18 protein-coding genes are annotated in these 17,317 nt (G+C 66.2%); 6 read left to right on the plus strand and 12 right to left on the minus strand.

The features are described 5' to 3' along the window. Positions 1 to 11 precede the first annotated feature (11 nt). Genes rlmB through CH281_RS10675 form a run of 5 tightly spaced genes read right to left on the minus strand, consistent with a single transcriptional unit; the run spans position 12 to position 4,084 of the window. Positions 12 to 995: a 23S rRNA (guanosine(2251)-2'-O)-methyltransferase RlmB gene (gene rlmB / locus CH281_RS10655; RefSeq protein WP_027494340.1), complete on the minus strand. Its 984-nt coding sequence runs from the start codon at positions 993 to 995 to the stop codon at positions 12 to 14. Next, positions 995 to 2,410 carry a cysteine--tRNA ligase gene (gene cysS / locus CH281_RS10660; RefSeq protein WP_032391283.1) on the minus strand — a complete coding sequence of 472 codons (1,416 nt, stop codon included), beginning with the start codon at positions 2,408 to 2,410 and terminating at the stop codon, positions 995 to 997. The genes rlmB and cysS overlap by 1 nt, the downstream gene beginning before the upstream one ends. Positions 2,411 to 2,433: 23 nt before the next feature. Next, positions 2,434 to 2,898 (minus strand): 2-C-methyl-D-erythritol 2,4-cyclodiphosphate synthase, encoded by a 465-nt coding sequence (gene ispF / locus CH281_RS10665; RefSeq protein ID WP_032391219.1) that lies wholly within the window; start codon positions 2,896 to 2,898, stop codon positions 2,434 to 2,436. Further along, positions 2,895 to 3,560: a 2-C-methyl-D-erythritol 4-phosphate cytidylyltransferase gene (gene ispD / locus CH281_RS10670; RefSeq protein ID WP_032391218.1), complete on the minus strand. Its 666-nt coding sequence runs from the start codon at positions 3,558 to 3,560 to the stop codon at positions 2,895 to 2,897. Before ispD ends, ispF begins: the two co-directional genes overlap by 4 nt. 35 nt (positions 3,561 to 3,595) lie before the next feature. Continuing rightward, complete coding sequence (locus tag CH281_RS10675; RefSeq protein ID WP_027494344.1) at positions 3,596 to 4,084, minus strand: CarD family transcriptional regulator; 489 nt, start codon at positions 4,082 to 4,084, stop codon at positions 3,596 to 3,598. Between the two features lie 288 nt (positions 4,085 to 4,372). Between CH281_RS10675 and CH281_RS10680 the strand changes: the two genes are divergently transcribed. From CH281_RS10680 to disA, 3 genes are all read left to right on the plus strand, one after another. Then, entirely contained in the window at positions 4,373 to 4,981 is a 609-nt protein-coding gene (locus CH281_RS10680; RefSeq protein WP_027494345.1) for a hypothetical protein, read from the plus strand. 53 nt (positions 4,982 to 5,034) lie between these two features. Continuing rightward, positions 5,035 to 6,432, plus strand: a complete 1,398-nt coding sequence (radA, locus tag CH281_RS10685; protein WP_027494346.1) for a DNA repair protein RadA — start codon at positions 5,035 to 5,037, stop codon at positions 6,430 to 6,432. Between the two features lie 128 nt (positions 6,433 to 6,560). After that, the gene (gene disA / locus CH281_RS10690; protein ID WP_027494347.1) at positions 6,561 to 7,646 is read left to right on the plus strand and encodes a DNA integrity scanning diadenylate cyclase DisA; all 1,086 of its coding nucleotides are present in this window, start codon (positions 6,561 to 6,563) and stop codon (positions 7,644 to 7,646) included. A 47-nt stretch (positions 7,647 to 7,693) separates the two neighbouring features. Here disA and CH281_RS10695 read toward each other — a convergent pair whose 3' ends face one another. The 3 genes from CH281_RS10695 to CH281_RS10705 form a co-directional block, all read right to left on the minus strand. Then, positions 7,694 to 8,563, minus strand: a complete 870-nt coding sequence (locus CH281_RS10695) for an SCO6745 family protein (protein WP_027494348.1) — start codon at positions 8,561 to 8,563, stop codon at positions 7,694 to 7,696. 15 nt (positions 8,564 to 8,578) lie between these two features. Continuing rightward, the gene (locus CH281_RS10700) at positions 8,579 to 9,325 is read right to left on the minus strand and encodes a hypothetical protein (protein ID WP_027494349.1); all 747 of its coding nucleotides are present in this window, start codon (positions 9,323 to 9,325) and stop codon (positions 8,579 to 8,581) included. Positions 9,326 to 9,436: 111 nt separating this feature from the next. After that, a complete protein-coding gene (locus CH281_RS10705; protein WP_027494350.1) occupies positions 9,437 to 10,063 on the minus strand; it encodes a carbonic anhydrase in 627 nt (208 codons plus the stop codon). 121 nt (positions 10,064 to 10,184) lie between these two features. Between CH281_RS10705 and CH281_RS10710 the strand changes: the two genes are divergently transcribed. Then, positions 10,185 to 11,069, plus strand: a complete 885-nt coding sequence (locus CH281_RS10710) for an A/G-specific adenine glycosylase (RefSeq protein ID WP_032391282.1) — start codon at positions 10,185 to 10,187, stop codon at positions 11,067 to 11,069. Here the strand turns inward: CH281_RS10710 and CH281_RS10715 are convergent. Both CH281_RS10715 and CH281_RS10720 read right to left on the minus strand, forming a co-directional pair. After that, positions 11,066 to 11,875, minus strand: coding sequence for an alpha/beta fold hydrolase (locus tag CH281_RS10715; protein ID WP_032382187.1), 810 nt, complete (start codon positions 11,873 to 11,875; stop codon positions 11,066 to 11,068). The two genes, CH281_RS10710 and CH281_RS10715, sit on opposite strands and share 4 nt — an antisense overlap. Then, complete coding sequence (locus tag CH281_RS10720; protein WP_052053258.1) at positions 11,842 to 12,618, minus strand: alpha/beta fold hydrolase; 777 nt, start codon at positions 12,616 to 12,618, stop codon at positions 11,842 to 11,844. The genes CH281_RS10715 and CH281_RS10720 overlap by 34 nt, the downstream gene beginning before the upstream one ends. A gap of 36 nt (positions 12,619 to 12,654) precedes the next feature. Here CH281_RS10720 and CH281_RS10725 point away from each other — a divergent pair, with 36 nt between their 5' ends. Then, complete coding sequence (locus CH281_RS10725) at positions 12,655 to 12,966, plus strand: antibiotic biosynthesis monooxygenase family protein (protein ID WP_027494354.1); 312 nt, start codon at positions 12,655 to 12,657, stop codon at positions 12,964 to 12,966. Between the two features lie 16 nt (positions 12,967 to 12,982). On the opposite strand, the gene CH281_RS10730 is transcribed toward CH281_RS10725, so the two are convergent. After that, positions 12,983 to 15,277: a putative bifunctional diguanylate cyclase/phosphodiesterase gene (locus CH281_RS10730; protein ID WP_045841405.1), complete on the minus strand. Its 2,295-nt coding sequence runs from the start codon at positions 15,275 to 15,277 to the stop codon at positions 12,983 to 12,985. A gap of 173 nt (positions 15,278 to 15,450) precedes the next feature. After that, positions 15,451 to 15,888 (minus strand): OsmC family protein, encoded by a 438-nt coding sequence (locus CH281_RS10735; RefSeq protein WP_027494355.1) that lies wholly within the window; start codon positions 15,886 to 15,888, stop codon positions 15,451 to 15,453. Positions 15,889 to 15,982: 94 nt separating this feature from the next. Between CH281_RS10735 and CH281_RS10740 the strand changes: the two genes are divergently transcribed. Next, on the plus strand, positions 15,983 to 17,182 hold the full coding sequence (locus CH281_RS10740; RefSeq protein WP_179274165.1) for a lipase family protein: 1,200 nt from the start codon (positions 15,983 to 15,985) through the stop codon (positions 17,180 to 17,182). Positions 17,183 to 17,317 lie beyond the last annotated feature (135 nt).

Raw genomic sequence — 17,317 nt, forward strand, 5'->3', positions numbered from 1 at the left:
CCCGCGCAACCTCAGCCTCGACGCTGACGCGCGATGTCGGCCAGCACGACGCCCGCAGCGACGGAGGCGTTGAGCGATTCCACCGGCCCCGCCATCGGGATCGACAGGATATGGTCGCAGGTCTCGCTGACCAGACGCGAGAGGCCCTTGCCCTCGGACCCGACGACGATGACGACCGGCCCCTTACCGTCGAAGGTGTCGAGGTCGGTGTCGCCGCCTGCGTCGAGACCGACGACGGTGACGCCCTTGGACTGCCAATCCTTCAGTGTGCGAGTCAGATTGACCGCCCGCGCGATGGGCAGTCGGGCTGCGGCACCGGCGCTGGTGCGCCATGCCACCGCCGACACGCTGGCGCTGCGACGCTGCGGAATCACGACGCCGTGGCCACCGAACGCGGCCACCGAACGCACGACGGCACCGAGGTTGCGCGGGTCGGTGATGTTGTCGAGCGCCACGAGCAGTGCGGGTTCCTGGTGCGTGCGCGCGTTCGAGATCAGATCGTCGGGGTGCGCGTAGCGGTACGGCGGCACCTGCAGGGCCAAGCCCTGGTGCAGTCCGTTGGCGCTGAGCTTGTCCAGATCGGAGCGGGGAACTTCGAGGATGGAGATCCGTGCGTCGCCTGCGCGCTGCACGGCTTCCTTGAGTCGATCGTCACTGTCGGTGCCGACGGCAACCCACAGGGCGGTGGCGGGCACGCCTGCACGCAGGCACTCGACGACCGGGTTGCGCCCGAGTACCACCTCGGGACCGTCTTCGGCCTTACGTCCGGCCGGGCGTCCACCCGCGCGTCCTCCGGTGGTAGCGCCGCGGTTCTGCGCGGACTTCTCGGCGAGCTTGGCCCGACGCGCTGCGGGATGCTTGGTGCGCTCGGAGGCGGGGGGCGTTGCGCCGCGGCCCTCGAGGCCCTTACGACGCTTGCCTCCGGATCCGGCGACCTGCCCCTTCTTGGTGCCGTCCTTGCGGATTGCGCCGCGCCTACTCGAATTGCCTGCCATCACAAACCTGCTTCGTCGGTCTTGCTCGTACCCAGCGACCATTCGGGCCCATTGGGTGTATCTGTCACATCGACTCCGGCCTGCGCCAGTCGATCGCGTATCTCGTCGGCGACGGCCCAGTCCTTGGTCGCCTTCGCCGTTGCTCGACGCTCCAGCTCGGCCTCGACGAGAACGCCGAGTGCACCGAGAGCTGCTGCGTCCGAACCACTGTCACTCGACCAGTGCGGATCGAGGGGGTCGACACCGAGGATGTCGAGCATGGCCCGCACGCTGCCCGCATGCTCCACGGCTGCCGGTAGGTCACCGGACTCGAGGGCGGTGTTGCCGAGGGTGACGGTGGCGTGAATCTCGGCCAACGCTTTGGGAACTCCGAGATCGTCGTCGAGAGCCGCGGCAAATCCGGCGGTCCACTTGCCCATCGGTACGTCACCGGCACGTTCGACGGCTCGCCGGACGAATCCTTCGATGCCCCGGTACGTCACCGCCGCGGTCTCGAGCGCAGTGTCGGAGTATTCCAGCATCGAGCGATAGTGCGCGCCACCGAGGTAGAACCGAAGTTCTTGCGGCCGAACCTTTTTGAGCACGTTGGGTACCGAGAGGACGTTGCCGAGAGACTTGGACATCTTCTCGCCGCCCATCGTCACCCAGCCGTTGTGCAGCCAGTAGCGCGAGAAGCCGTCGCCGGCCGCCATGGATTGAGCCCGCTCGTTCTCGTGATGCGGAAACACGAGATCGAGTCCGCCACAATGGATGTCGAAGTCCGCGCCGAGGTACGTCTCCGCCATCGCCGAGCACTCGAGATGCCAGCCGGGACGGCCTGGGCCCCACGGCGTCGGCCACGAGGGCTCGCCGGGCTTGGCACCCTTCCACAGTGTGAAGTCGCGAGAATCGCGCTTGCCCTCGGCAACGCTCTCGCCCTGGTGTACGTCGTCGAGCTTGTGACCGGACAACGCGCCGTAACTCGGGAAACTCTGCACGTCGAAGTACACGTCTCCGCACGAATCGGCATACGCGTGCCCACGCTCGATCAGCCGCTCGATCATCTGGACCATCTGAGTGATGTGGCCCGTCGCACGCGGTTCGGCGGACGGCGGCAGCACACCGAGTCGGTCGTAGGCCCAGGTGAACGAACGCTCGTACGTTGCCGCCCACTCCCACCACGGACGACCGGCGTCGCGCGCCTTGTTCAGGATCTTGTCGTCGATGTCCGTCACGTTGCGAACGAAAGCGACGTCGTAGTCGTGTGCCAACAGCCAGCGGCGCAGGACGTCGAACGCTACTCCGCTGCGTACGTGGCCGATGTGAGGCTCACCCTGCACCGTTGCCCCACACAGGTACACCGATACATGGCCAGGGACCAAGGGGGTGAATTCCCGCAGGGCCCTCGTCTCGGTGTCGTGTAGGTGAAGGGTCACGACCAGCAATGCTACCGGTGGTTTTACCTCGTCATGACAAGTGCGGTCGCGACGGCCGCGATTCCTTCGCCGCGACCGGTCAGCCCGAGCCCGTCGGTGGTGGTCGCGGACACCGACACCGGCGCACCGAGCACACCCGAGAGAACGTCTTGCGCTTCGACGCGGCGCGGTGCGATCTTGGGCCGATTACCGATGATCTGCACCGCAGCGTTGCCGACCGCAAACCCGTCGGCGTCGAGCAACCGTCGTACCTCGGTCAGCATCGCGGCTCCACTGACCCCGTCCCACTCCGGACGCCCGGTGCCGAAGACCGACCCCAGATCGCCCAGGCCCGCAGCGGACAGCAGGGCGTCACACAGCGCGTGCGCGGCGACGTCGCCGTCGGAGTGGCCCTCGAGACCGTCCGCGTCCTCGAAGAGCAGTCCGGCCAGCCAGCAGGGTCGGCCGGGAGCGATGGGGTGGACGTCGGTGCCGATGCCGACTCTCATAGGAGCGCCTCTGCCAGTAGTAGGTCGTGCGGAGTGGTGATCTTGAATGCGAGCGCGTCGCCGACGATGGTGTGCACCGTCTCGCCGATGCGCTCGACCAGTCCCGCATCGTCGGTGGAGATGTCGGTAGCGGCGGCATAGGCGCGACGCAGGACGTCGGCGTCGAAGCCCTGCGGGGTCTGGACCGCACGCAGACTCGCGCGATCGGGCGTGCCGACCACAGCGCCCATGAGGTCGACTTCCTTGACGGTGTCGACGACGGGCAGCACCGGGATGACCGCTGGTCGTCCGGCTCGGACCTCGGCGACGACGCGGGCGATCAACGCGGGCGGGGTGAGAGCGCGAGCGGCGTCGTGGACCAGCACGACCGAAGCGCCTCCGATGACGGCGAGACCGGCGCGCACCGAATCGGTGCGTTCGCGGCCGCCTGCCACGACGGTGACGTCGTCGCCGACGAGCCCGCGGGCCGCGTCGAGCAGATCGACGGGCACGATGACGACGATGCGGTCGACGGCACCCGAGGCACGCAGTCCGTCCACGGATCGCTTGAGAAGAGAGTCGGTACCCAGACAGACGAAAGCCTTCGGCTCGTCGTGTCCGAGCCGAAGGCCTTTACCTGCTGCGGGTACCAGGGCGACAACGTCGCCGGCGGTACCGTTCACGCTACGAAGCTGCTCATTCTGCGAAGCTGCTCACTCTACGAAGCGGTGGCGAGAACTTCGTCGAGCATGGTGTCGGCCTTGGCCTGGTCGGTTCCCTCGGCCAGTGCCAACTCGCCGACGAGGATCTGACGCGCCTTGGCGAGCATCCGCTTCTCGCCTGCCGACAATCCACGATCCTGTTCGCGACGCCAGAGATCACGAACGACCTCTGCCACCTTGTTCACGTCACCGGAAGCCAGCTTCTCCAAGTTGGCCTTGTAGCGACGCGACCAGTTGGTGGGCTCTTCGGTGTGCGGTGCGCGCAGCACCTGAAAGACTTTGTCGAGGCCTTCTTGCCCGACGACATCGCGAACGCCGACGTACTCGGCATTGTCCGCGGGGACTCGAACGGTGAGGTCGCCTTGCGCGACCTTGAGAACCAAGTACTCTCTCGGTTCGCCCTTGATGGTGCGTGTCTCTATCGCTTCGATCAGCGCCGCTCCGTGATGGGGGTAAACGACGGTGTCTCCGACCTTGAAAATCATGTGACAAGTGCCCCTTTCGATTTATCCAGAATACCACGCCCAATATCAACGGCGCAGGTCAGGGGCACAGTGCTGCCGAATCAGGGGTTGACACAGACCGTTCGACGTGTATCCGATGCCACATTTCGGCCGCGGTCGTAACACCCCCGTTCCGCGCGGAAGGCTGCCCTACCTGGCGCATCGTGAGCAGTGGCGGACCCCACGAGCGGTCGGTGGACGAGAACTACTACTCTGCCTAGTGGACGAGATGGACCGAGCCGGCCCGGCACCACATGGAGGACGACCGAAGTGACTGCAATCGACGCTGCGACACCGCTTGGCCGCCATCGCAGAACGGCCGCTGCCCTCGCGCTTCTCGCTGGTGGCACCCTCGTGCTCACCGCCTGCGGCGCAGGTCAGATCTCGCAGACGGCCACTCAGGTCGCGGCGGTCAACGGCAATTCCGTCGACGTCGGAGACATTCAGCTTCGCAACGTGCACGTCGTGTACCCCTCCTCCGAGGAGTACAGCATCGAGCCCGGCGGCACCGTCGAGCTCGGGTTCACGGCCATCAACGCCAACCCCGCCGTGGCGGACGAGCTGACCGGGATCTCCTCTCCCGAGGCTCAGGTCACCATCGTCGACGAGGCAGAACCGGGCAGCACCGAGATCGCTCCGCTGACCGCGCTCGGTGCCGGATCACCCGCCGACACGCAGCTGGACGATCCTTTGCTTCCGATCCAGCTCATCAAGGTCGAGATGGCCGACATCAGCGAGAACGTGCGCCCGGGCCTGACGCTGCCGGTCACCTTCGAGTTCGCGAATGCGGGCGATGTTGTCGTCAACGTCCCCGTCGACGCCGGTCACGAACTCGAGCGCTCCGAAGAGGCAGTCTCCGAGCACAGCGGCGGGCACTGACCCCTCCGTACGAGGTCACCGGACCTGTCGGTGCCGATCGTTAGGCTTCCGACGTGGTCAAACTGAAGTCGAGCTACCGCTGCTCCGCGTGTCATCATTCGGTCTCCAAGTGGGTCGGCCGGTGTCCCGAATGCGGCGACTGGGGCTCGATGGACGAGGTCCAGGCCACCGCGGCACCGCTCACGTCGCGCGCAGGTGCATCGGCGCTCCGCTCGGGCGGCGGTGCCATGATCCCGACGACGCCTGCAGCTGCACTGACGACCATCAGCAGCGCAACCTCGCAGGCGAACACCACCGGCATCGACGAGTTCGATCGTGTCCTCGGCGGCGGTCTGGTCCCCGGTTCGGTCGTTCTGCTGGCCGGTGAGCCGGGCGTCGGCAAGTCGACGCTGCTGCTCGAGGTGGTGCATCGGTGGGCGCGTTCGGCTCCCGATCGCCGCGCGCTCTACGTCACCGGTGAGGAATCGGCAGGGCAGGTTCGGCTGCGAGCCGACCGTACCGGCGCGGTGCACGAGCGCGTCTTTCTCGCCGCCGAGTCCGATCTGGCAACCGTGTTCGGACACGTCGAACAGGTCAAGCCCAGCCTGTTGATCGTCGATTCGGTGCAGACGATGCTCGCCGCCGACGTCGACGGCGTCATCGGCGGTGTCACTCAGGTCCGCGCCATCACCAGTGCGTTGACCACGCTGGCCAAGACCACCGGAGTCGCCGTTCTGCTCGTGGGGCACGTGACGAAGGAAGGCGCGGTGGCAGGCCCGCGCTCGCTCGAACACCTCGTCGACGTGGTCCTCAACTTCGAGGGCGACAAGCACTCCACGCTGCGCATGATTCGCGGCGTCAAGAACCGGTTCGGTGCCTCGGACGAGGTGGGCTGCTTCGAGTTGCGGGAGACCGGAATCGTCGGCATCAGTGACCCGTCCGGACTGTTCCTGCATCACCGCAACGACGCCGTCCCCGGGACCGCCGTCACCGTCACGATGGACGGCAAGCGGCCGCTGCTGGCCGAGTTGCAGGCACTGATCGTCGACACCGCCATGCCGTCACCGCGACGTGCGGTCAGCGGACTCGATCACGCCCGTGTCGCGATGATTCTGGCCGTCCTGGAACGCCGGTGCGGGGTGAAGGTGTCCAAGGCCGAGGTCTATGCCGCGACGGTCGGCGGGATGCGCACGAGTGAGCCGTCCGCAGATCTGGCTCTGGCAGCTGCGGTGGCGTCGGCGGTGCGTGATCAACCGTTGCCCGCAGGAATGGTGATTCTGGGGGAAGTAGGGCTCGCCGGCGAGGTACGACGCGTCGCCGGGCTCGGGCGCCGCCTCGCCGAGGCAGCCAGACTGGGGTTCAACTACGCCATCGTCCCCGAGGACGCGGGCCCCATCCCGCCCGGCATCAAGGTCAAAACCGTCACCAACGTCGGTGAGGCCCTGACCTACACGCGTATGCGGCCGGTATGACACCGGGCGGTACCCTTTACGGCGCTGCCCGTGTGCAACGGCGTGGCCCGCATTCGGCGGCGCGTTAGTCTTTGTTGGGCACGAGCTCCAGATCTGCCGCATGCCGTTACGACACGAGGGGGTTGGCCATGGAAGGCGCCGCGCAGTCCCCGGCGTTACGCGAGACCATCGCTCGACTGGCACCGGGCACCGCCCTGCGGGACGGTCTCGAACGAATCCTGCGCGGCCGCACCGGCGGATTGATCGTCCTGGGCTACGACGAAGAGGTCGAGGCCATCTGCGACGGCGGGTTCGAGCTCGATGTCGAGTTCGCGCCGACACGACTGCGCGAGCTGTCGAAAATGGATGGCGCAGTAGTGCTTTCGACCGACGGGCAGCGCATCGTTCGGGCCAATGTTCAGCTCGTCCCGGACCACAAGATTCCTACCGTCGAATCCGGCACCCGACACCGCGCGGCCGAGCGAACCGCGATGCAGACCGGGTATCCCGTTGTCTCCGTGAGCCAGTCGATGAGCATCGTCAGTGTCTACATCAGCGGCATCAGGCACGTCGTCGAGGGCTCCGCCACCATTCTCTCGCGCGCCAACCAGGCCGTCGCCACGCTCGAGCGATACAAGGCCCGGCTCGACGAGAACACGCGTCAGCTCTCGGTCGTGGAGATCGAAGATTTCGTGACCCTGCGCGACGCGTTGACCGTCGCGCAGCGCCTCGAGATGGTGCGACGGGTGTCGGTGGAAATCGAGCAGAACGTCCTCGAGCTCGGTACCGACGGCCGTCAGCTCGCTCTTCAGCTCGAAGAGTTGTTGGGCGACAACGACATCGACCGTCAACTGATCGTGCGCGACTATCTCGCCGGCAACGAACCGTCGAGCACCACCGGTGTGGAGAAAGCGCTCGCGGCGCTGGACAAGCTGACCGATGTCGACCTGTTGGACCTGACGACTCTGTCCCGTGCGTTCGGTTATCCCGCGACCATCGAAGCGTTGGACACCCCGATGAGCCCGCGCGGTTATCGCGTACTGACGCGAGTGCCGCGGTTGCAGTTCAGCCAGATTCACCGACTCGTGGGCGCATTCGGCACTTTGCAGGGCCTGCTGGCCGCCACCGCCGCCGATCTGCAGTCGGTCGACGGCATCGGCGGCCTGTGGGCCAGGCACATTCGTGAGGGACTGTCGCGCTTGGCAGAGGCCTCGATCTCCGGGCCCTACGACTAGGAAGCGCTACGACCGTGACCCGGGACCACTGGGAGAACCGGTAACCCCTACCGCTTCTTGGTCCCCGGGAGGAAACCAGCGTCGATCACGGCTTTCACGTAGGGCCGTGCGCTCGTGATCAGTTGCTCCGCATCCGGAACGGTCTTCCACACTGCCGAAGCCATGGCGTCGGTGCGCTCCTCGATGTGCCGATCGAGAGCGGTGCCGGCCTCGGTCAACGTCTCCCCCTCGGCAGAAGTGGTGAGCAGTCCCCGGACGGCGAGTCGTTCTGCAGCCGAATCCCATTCGGTCTCGGACCACTGTCGCGTCAGCTGTGTGATGCGCTTGCCGAGTGCTCGGCGTCCGGGCTGCGGTGTCGGGCGGACGGCTTCGTGGAACACCGCTGCTTCCGCGGGGTCGAGTTCCGCGTCGATCAACGCGGCGAGGTGGCCGTCGCCCCGCCATTCACGCAGCACGGTGATCGAATGCCACAGGGCGAGATGAGGCACGTCGGGTCGTTCGGTGGAATGCCATGCTGCTGCGAGAGGACGGCCGGCGAAGGACGCCGCGTCGCCGATGCTGCGCAATCGCTCCGCGATGGTCGCGAGATCGGGCTCGGAGGCCAAGGAACCCAATGCTGCGCCGAGGACGGAGTCGAGCAGTGCCCACCGACGATCGGACACTGCATCCAGACCGACGGCCACAGCGGCCGGCCACGCCTGCTCGATCAACACCGGGTTGAAGTTGTAGAACGCTGCCGCGACGACGCTGGGCGCGCACGGACCCATCGGCGCGGCCCGTGCGCCCACGTACCAGGCATGACCGTCGAGTCCGGTGTCCTCGTACGCAGATCCGAGTTCAGGATTGAAGTACGCGGTCACATGGAAGGGTTCGAGCGTCGTGTAGGCCGCTCGGGCAAGCGCTGTCGGGGTGGTCATGAGGTTCGACCGTACTCAGCCGGTGATGTTGAACGGTTCCGGCACGCTCTTGAGTTCGCCGAGCTGTGCGATGGCCTGGTATGCACCGACGCCGACCGGGACGCGCTCTTCACCGCAGCCGGGAACCGAGTTGGTGCCCGACCACTTCACCGTGAAGCCGGCCTGCTCACCGGGCTTGAAGGTTCGCAGATCCGACGCAGCGTTCGGGAAGCAGTCGATGTTGGACCAGATGCGCTGGTTGTCGAGCGTGTAGACGAGTGCCTGCTGCAGCCCGGCACCGACGTCGCGCTGGCACTCCGCTGACCCGATGTTGGTGATCACGACAGTGAACACGGGCTCTTCGCCGAGGCGATAGGTGGCCTTCTCGGGCGTCACCTTGATCGCGAGGGACTGATCCGGGCACTGGTTGGCGATCGCCGGAGCGGGCGCACCACTGGTCGTTGCTGCTGTCGTGCCACCGCCGGCCGCGGAGTCGGTACCGCCGCCCGAACCACCGGACCCACCGGAACCGCCCGATCCCTCACCCGAACCACCGGAGCCACCCGAACCACCGGGCGTGGCAGACGAGCTGGGCGACGGCAGGGCGGACGTGGTCGCCGGAGCTGCGACCCCGGCCGGAGCGGCCTCGGGGTCGTCGGAACGACCGCTGAGCGAGGCGATGAACCACACGATCAAGCCGAGGACGACAACGGCCGCACCGATGGCGAGTGCGCGGCGTCGCCAGTAGATTTCGGGAGGCAATGGCCCGGTCGGTTCCAACACGAATCAACCGTATGCGGCCGAAGCCACGCTATCCCTGAGCCCACGCGGCGTGTCGCACCGGCGAACGGGCTTTCGGGGGCTGCCGGACCGTCAGGCGGGCTGTTCGACCGTTCAGGCGGGCTGTTCGCCGATGTCGCCGATGACCTCGCGAAGCTGCGCACGCCCCTTGGACAGCTGGTACGTGAGCCCGACGATCGCCAGCTCGCCGGCTTCGACCTTCTCGGCGACGATGCGCGAACGCTGCATCAGCAGGTTGCCGGTTTCCTGGACGTGGCGCGCCTCGAACTCGTCGACGGCTTCGTGGCCGTCGCGTCGGGCCGAGAGCACCGACGGGGTGACGCGCTCGACGACGTCGCGGATGTAGCCGCCGGGCACGTCACCGCTCTCGAGTGCGTCGACGGTCGCCTGGACGGCACCGCAGTGGTCGTGTCCGAGCACGACGATCAGCGGAGCATTGAGCACCGCGACGCCGTACTCGATGGAGCCCAGAACAGCGGAATCGACGACGTGGCCGGCGGTGCGAACGACGAACATGTCGCCGAGGCCCTGATCGAAGATGATCTCGGCGGCGACGCGTGAGTCGGCGCAGCCGAACAGGATGGCCCCGGGGTGCTGAGCGCTCTCGAGCCGGGCGCGGTCCTCGATCCCCTGCGACGGATGCAGGACCTCTCCGGAGACGAACCGTTGGTTGCCTTCCTTGAGTGACTTCCAGGCAGCGATCGGATTCGAAGCAGGCATAGCTCTCATTGTGCACGCGCAGCGGGTTACCGGCGAGTCGGGTGCACGCGCAGCGGGTTACCGGCGAGTCGGGTTCACTACTGTTGGTACCCGTCACAGACACGAGAAGAAGGGCGCACAGTTGCCGATCGATCCCGAGGCCCTGCTCGGATGGTTCGATACCGACGGACGCGACCTGCCGTGGCGTCGTCCGGGAGTGACCGCATGGCAGATCCTGATGAGCGAGATCATGCTGCAGCAGACGCCCGTCGTGCGGGTGGCTCCCATCTGGGAGCAGTGGGTGCAGCGGTGGCCGGTCCCCTCGGCGATGGCCGCGTCGTCGCAGGCCGAGGTGCTGCGGGCGTGGGGGAAGCTGGGATATCCGCGTCGCGCATTGCGTCTGCACGAGTGTTCTCGGGTGCTTGCCGAGGACTACGGCGACGAGGTTCCGCATGATGTCGACACCCTGCTCGGCCTGCCCGGCATCGGGGCCTACACGGCCAGGGCGGTGGCGACTTTCGCCTACGGCCAGCGAGTTCCGGTGGTGGACACCAATGTTCGACGCGTCGTCGCGCGTGCGTTGCACGGCAACGCCGAGCCTGGAAATCCCTCGACGACAAGGGATTTGGCCGACGTCGAACAACTGCTTCCAGTCAGCGTGCCCCGCGCCGCCCGGTATTCGGCGGCGTTGATGGAGCTCGGCGCGCTCATCTGCACCGCCAAGAATCCGGCGTGCCTGCTGTGCCCACTTCCCGAGTGCGCCTGGATCGAGGCCGGGCGGCCTGCGCACACCGGCCCGGCGAAGAAGGTGCAGAAGTTCGCCGGAACCGATCGACAGGTACGCGGCAAACTGATGTCGGTCCTGCGGGAGAGCACCGGGCCGGTGGAGCGGGCTCAGCTCGACATCGTCTGGCCCACCGACCCCACCCAGCGTGACCGCGCGTTGGACTCACTGTTGACCGACGGCTTGATCGAGCAGACCGAATCGGGCTTGTTCGCGCTGGCCGGCGAAGGTTCGGACGGCTAGGACGCCAGAAACTCCACCAGAGTCGCATTGACGGCGTCGGGTCGTTCGAGGTAGCCGAAGTGGCCCGTATCGGCGATTTCGACGTAGCGCGCACCGGGTATCGCCGCAGCCACTTCGCGGCACTGCTGCACCGGAATGAGCCGGTCGTCGGCGAATCCGACGACGAGCGACTTGGCCGAAATTCGGCGATACGCTATCAATCTGTCTGTGCCGGCACGCATTTCGAGTCCGATCTGCGCCCGCATACCGGCCGTCTTCTTGCCGCCGGAGTATTCGAGCACCGCCAGCCAATCGCCGATCGCTGCCTCGTCGGCCAAGGTCTTGGGCGAGAAGTTCTGCATCGCAGTCATCGCCGCCCGGTACGAGGCCGGAAGTTCGACTCCGGCGTCGAACAGATCTTTCTCACCCTTCGTCAACTGCTGACGCATCGTGGTGTTTTTGCCGTAGGTGGCCATCATCACTGCGTGCGACACCAGATCCGGCCGCGCCAACGCCAATTCCTGGGTGACGCGTGCGCCCATCGACGTGCCGACGACGCGCACCTTTCCGCCGCCGAGATGTTCGATCAAGGCGGCGGTGTCTGCGACCAGGTCGTCGAGCGTCATCCCGCGCGCACACTCGGACGACGGTGCGATACCGCGATTGTCGAATGTGACCACGCGATATCCGCTCTTCACCAGCGCGGGAACCTGATGGGTTCGCCAGACGCGGCCCGGGCTTCCCGTTCCCATCACCAGAACCACGAGCGGTCCGTCACCGGTGACGTCGTAGTTCAGGTCGATTCCGTTGAGCTGTGCGAGCGGCATTCGGATGATCCTAGTGTGCGCAGGAACCCCTCGACGGCGTCGCGATACCGCTCCGGGGCTTCGTCGTGAACGAGATGCGCCGCACCCTCGACTCGGACGTACACCGATCCGGGCTTGGCCGAGTGCATTCTGCTCATCTGTCCGGCAGGCGTGATGGTGTGCTCACCTTCGATCAACAGAACCGGAGCACGAACGGCATCCCATTCGTTCCAGAAGTGCCGCGTCCCCCACTCCTGCGAAATGGCCTCGAACGTATCGACGTCACCGTGCAGTCGCCAGCCGTCGTCGCTGAGCTCGAACGAATCCAGAAAGTACTGTCCGGCAACATCTCCGAAGAAGGCGCGTACCGCGTCGGCGTCCGGGAACGGTTGCGGCCACGCCCGGATCATCGCCGCCCAGCCGTCCGCCGTTCGACCGCGAAAGTCCGGCGCGATGTCTTCGACGACGAGCGCGGTGACCAGATCCGGTCGCCGCGCAGCCGCACACCAGCCGTGCAGCGCTCCCATCGAATGACCGACCAGCACACTGGGACCCACCGTTTCGAGGTGCTCGATCAGGTCGTCCACGAACGCCTCGGTCGTCAGCTCGGGCGGCGGAGGCCGACGGTGACCCGGGGCGTCGTAGGTGTGCACCCGCCCGAATTCTCGGAGCCACGGAATCTGGCGTCGCCACGTCGCCGCACTGCCCATCAGCCCGTGCAGCAGCAGTATCGAACGGCCGGATCCACCCTCGTCGTAGAGCATCACCGCCGAGCATATCGGCGGGGTAGTCTCCCGAGAATGGCCATTGTGAAGATCAACGCGATCGACGTACCCGAGGGCGCAGGCCCCGAGCTCGAGAAGCGCTTCGCCGCGCGTGCCGGAACGGTCGACGGTTCGCCCGGTTTCCTCGGGTTCCAGTTGCTCCGTCCGGTCAAGGGCGAGACACGCTATTTCGTCGTCACCCAGTGGGAGGACGAGGAGTCGTTCCAGGCCTGGTCCGGTGGCCCGTCACGGCAGGCGCACGCCGGTTCCGGCGAGAGCAAGCCGGTCGCGTCGGGCGCGTCACTGCTGGAGTTCGAGGTCGTGCTGGACGTGCCCGCCACCTCGTGACGACGCAGTTCGCCCGTCAGATGGGCTGACGGGCGAGCTCCCACTCCAGTCTGGTGGGCGTATCGGAATCGAGTTTGTGCACGGCGTCGAACAACAGCTCGGCAGGCATCGGGCGACCGAGATAAAAGCCTTGTGCCGCATCGCAACCCAGCCGACGAAGGGCGTCGAGGGTGCCTGCGTCCTCGACGCCCTCGGCCATGATCCGCACGCCGAGGCTGCGGGCCAGGTCGATGGTCGAGCGAACGATGGACGCGTCGGTGTCGTCGGAGTTCATCTTCGAGACGAACGAGCGGTCGATCTTGAGGGTCTGCACCGGCAGGGTCTGCAGGTACGCCAGCGAACTGTAGCCGGTCCCGTAATCGTCGATGGCCAGAGTCACCCCCAGGCTGCGCAACGAGGTCAACGCAGCCACCGATCGCACCGGGTCGGTCATGGCTGTCGTTTCGGTGACCTCGAACTCCAGGGCGTGCGCCGGTACGGAGTGTTTCGCCAGTGCCGCGGCGACCTGTTCGGTGAGTGTCTCGTCGAGAAGATTCCGAACCGAAAGGTTCACCGAGACAGACAGAGTGATGCCTCGCCGTCGTAGTGCGCTGCACTGCGCGAGTGCCTCGTCCAGTACCAGTGCGGTGATGGCGGGCAACATGCCGGTGCGCTCCGCATCGGGGAGAAACGTCGACGGCCCGATCAGTCCCTCGCGAGGGTGCAGCCACCGCAGCAGAGCCTCGACCCGGTCGACGCTGCCCGACTCGAGATCGAGACACGGCTGGAAGAACACCCGGAGCTGATGGTCACGGATCGCCGTGTCGAGCTCGCCCAACAGTCGCATCTGATCGTGTCGGTTTCGGTCCATGTCGGGCTCGTACAGACCGATGCGAGCATGGCCTGCCTTCGCGGACGTCAACGCCACATGAGCTCGCTGCAACATCGCCTCGCCGTCGACGCCGTTCGTCTCGGACGCCCCCGAACACTCCTCGAACGCCGCTATCCCTACCGCCGCGTCGAGGGCGACGTTGATGTCGTGCACGAACATCGTTCTGCTGACCGCGAATTGGAGCCGATGTGCCATGTCGAAAATATCGGTCCTGCCCGGCATCCGACGCATCGCCACGACGAACTGATCGCCTCCCAGCCGCCCCACCAGATCGTCGGACCGCACCGAGGCGACGAGGCGATGGCCGATCTCGCGGAGCACGCTGTCGCCCACGCTGTACCCGAACGTCTCGTTGATCTGAGCGAAACGGTCGATGTCGACCACGAGCGTGAAGACGTCCGACTCGCCGCGCGTGGCGAGCATCGTGTCGAGGCGCTCCCGAAGCAGCCTGCGGTTCCCCAGTCCGGTAACGGCATCCGTTCGTGCCACGTTCTCGAGCACCGAAGCCTGCCTGCGCAGCGTTCCGAGGAAGCAGGCCATCCTGCCGCCGACCAGGGATATGACCAACGCAGAGGACAGCACGATCACCCAACCCCACTGCGCGACGGGCACTCCGCGAGCCAGTTGCACGGCCATGGCCGCCGGGGTGACGGCAACCGCGAGACCCAGACCGACGAATCGTGCTCGCCCGAACCTGAACGGACTGGGCCGCTCGATCCGTGCGACCGCCCGCTCCGGCACGAACAGCGCAACGACTCCGAAGCACACGTAGGCCGCCAGCCACAGCGTGTTCGGGATCAGCGAGCGGTAGAGCTCGACATCGTCGAGCCGAGAGTAGGTGGCGAAGTCGGACACGGTGAGAAGCACTGTGCCGATGGTGGCAGCCACGACCGAGATTCCGGTCGAACGCGTCAACAGATAGAGACTGCCGATGAGAGTCAGCAAGAACGCGTCGATGGTCAGGTAGACGGTCGCAGGCAGGAACGAGAGCATCGAGGCCAATGACCCCGTCCAGTCGCCGGGAACGACGAACATCCACGCGGCCAGACCGACGCCCACTGCGACCACCAGACATTCGAGCAGCTCTTCCAGACCGAAAACGAGCCCGTTCTCGTCGGCCGCACGCGCGAATCCCACAGCGATGATCACGTACCCGGCCAGAAACAGCACGTCCGCGGCCGAGAAGGTCGAGACCCGACCGCCCCCGTACTGCATCAGGGCGACCAAGCCATCGCCCACGCCCCAGCAGCCGACACCGAGGGCCATGTACTTCCATGTGCGCCGATCCGGACCGTTCTCGCGCAGGTACCGATAAACGAATGCCGCCATTGTGGCCAGGACCACGATTGCATAGACGATGTCGCGGGGTAATCCCTGCGGGGCTGCCGCGTGCGCTGCAACTGCCAGGGCACCCAGGCCTAGGAAGCGCGTCCACAACATGGTGGGCACATCCTTCCTAGGCTGGTCGTTACATTCCCCGAAGGTATGCAACAGCCGATCTAACCCGATGCTTGACCTCGATTCGGCACCGAACCATCCGTGGATGGGTCGATTCACGAACTATTTCAAACCTGGCGACTGTTCGCCAGTCTCACATCGGGTGATCCGTTCGATCAGCCTTCGAGCGCGGCGTCCAGCGTGATCTCGACACCGGTGAGAGCCTTGCTGACCGGGCAGGTCTCTTTCGCTGCCTGCGCTGCCTTCGCAAACCCGTCGGCGTCGAGACCGTCCACCTCGCCGCGGACGGTCAATTTGATACCGGTGAGCTTGAAACCGGGCTGATCCGGACCGAGCGAGACATCAGCGGTGACTTCGAGACTCTGCGGAGTACCGCCTGCTTCGGCGATCAGCGCCGACAATTGCATCGCGTAACAGCTCGAATGAGCCGCTGCGATCAGTTCCTCCGGGCTGGTGGTGCCGTCGGCGTTCTCGGCGGCACGCTTGGGAAACGACACGTCGAACGTCGCTGCACCCGAACTGGACAGCTCCACCTGGCCGGAACCTTGTTCGAGAGTTCCATTCCATGCGGTGCGTGAGGTACGTGTTGGCATCGAACCGAGTCCTTTCGTCGTCGACCCTTCATAGGGCCGATACTCAGGCTAACGTCGGCGGGGTGACCGGGCCATCGAGTGCGGAGATCTCGAGATGACGAACGAGCGAGCCACCAGTTGCCTGCGGCGAACAGCGATGATCGTGGCGGCGGCGCTCGTCTGGGGTGTCACGCTGTCGGCACCCGTCGTCGCCGATCCCCTGTCGGACTTCTACGACCTGCCGGTGGAATCGACGGGACATTCGCCCGGCGATGTGGTGCGAGTACGACCGATGAACTCGCCCAAAGGTTTCGGACTCGGCTTCGACATCGAACGAATCCTGTACACCTCCACCGATACGCACGGCGAACCCATGACCGTCTCCGGGTACACGATGACCCCCACCGCGCCGTGGCCCGGCCCCGGACCGCGACCGGTGATCGCCTACGCGCCCGGCACATCCGGGATGGCCGATCGCTGCGCCGGATCGGCGGTACTCGGTACCGTCGGCTCGTCCCCCGCCATCCTGCCGCTACTGCTGGCCGGCTATCGCGTCGTAGCGACCGACTACCAGGGACTCGGCACTCCGGGCGGGCACACGTATCTGAACCGTCTGGCCTCGGGACACGCGTTGCTCGACGTGGCGAGAACCGCCGACGCCGACACCCCGGTGGTGCTGTACGGGTACTCCGAGGGTGGGTTCGCCTCGGCCTCGGCGGCCGAACTCGCCAATGGGTATGCCCCCGAGCTCAACATCGTCGGCGCGTACGTCGGTGCGCCACCGGCAGATCCGACGCTCAACATCGAGCCCCTCGACGGCACCACACTCGGCAGCGCCGTGCTGTTCGCGGTCGACGGCATGATCAACGCCTACCCCGAACGTGCCGACGAGATCCGAAGCGTGTTCGACGCCGACGGCACCGCGGTGCTCGACGCCGCGCAGAACTGGTGCAGCACCGACCGCGCCGCGAACGACCCCGTCGACACCAGCGAACTCACCCGAGACGGACGCCCACTCACCGCACACCTGAACGACCCCGGAATCGTCGACGTGATCGATGCGAACACCGTCGGCCGAATCGCACCGAGCATGCCGGTCTACCTGTCGCACGGCGTCGCGGACGACGTCGTACCGATCGAGCAGTCCCGCACTCTGCTCGAACGCTGGCGGGAACTCGGTGCCGACGTCACCTACCGCGAATACGACTTTCCGGTCGTCCCGATGACCGGCGCGAACCATGCACCCGGAGCCCTGGCCGCATACGCCGACATATTGCCCTGGATCGCGGACCTCGTTCACGAAAGCGACGCCTGATCTCAGCACCGAAATCAGGGTCTTCACCGAGGCTTCTGCGCGGCCCGGGCCTGGATCAATGCGCCTTTGTTGCAGTCTGACCGACTGGAACCCACATTGATCCGGGGGGTGGGTGGCGGGCCGGGTGAGCGGAGG

This window comes from Rhodococcus sp. 06-221-2 (genome assembly GCF_002258365.1).
In the GTDB taxonomy this organism is placed as follows: Bacteria; Actinomycetota; Actinomycetes; order Mycobacteriales; family Mycobacteriaceae; genus Rhodococcoides; species Rhodococcoides fascians.